The organism is Pseudomonas agronomica (genome assembly GCF_025917275.1).
Taxonomy (GTDB): Bacteria; Pseudomonadota; Gammaproteobacteria; order Pseudomonadales; family Pseudomonadaceae; genus Aquipseudomonas; species Aquipseudomonas agronomica.
Map to the genome: position 1 here is coordinate 1 of NZ_JAOSHO010001137.1, position 267 is coordinate 267.

The 267-nt window shown below is 65.5% G+C and carries 1 pseudogene; it reads right to left on the minus strand.

Annotation, left to right across the window (positions count from 1 at the left end):
• Nucleotides 1-267: pseudogene (locus tag OC610_RS29265) on the minus strand (homoserine dehydrogenase); the annotation flags it as partial.

The window sequence follows — 267 nt, forward strand, 5'->3', positions numbered from 1 at the left end:
GGCTTCGGCGATGATGTCGGCGCCGCAATCTTTGATCACGGCTTCGTTGAGGGCGTCGACGGTGCCGCCAGGGAGTTGGGCCATGGCGCCTTTGCTGGCGGGCAGCCGGGCGAGCGAGGCGGCGTCGAGGCCGTGGCGGTTCATCACCGAACCGAGGAACAGGTCGGTCACGCCGACGATTTTCAGGGTGAAGCCGAGCTCGGTTTTCCACTGCTGGTTGCGCTCGGCAATCAGTTGGGCCAATGCCCGGTTTACACCGCCGAAGCC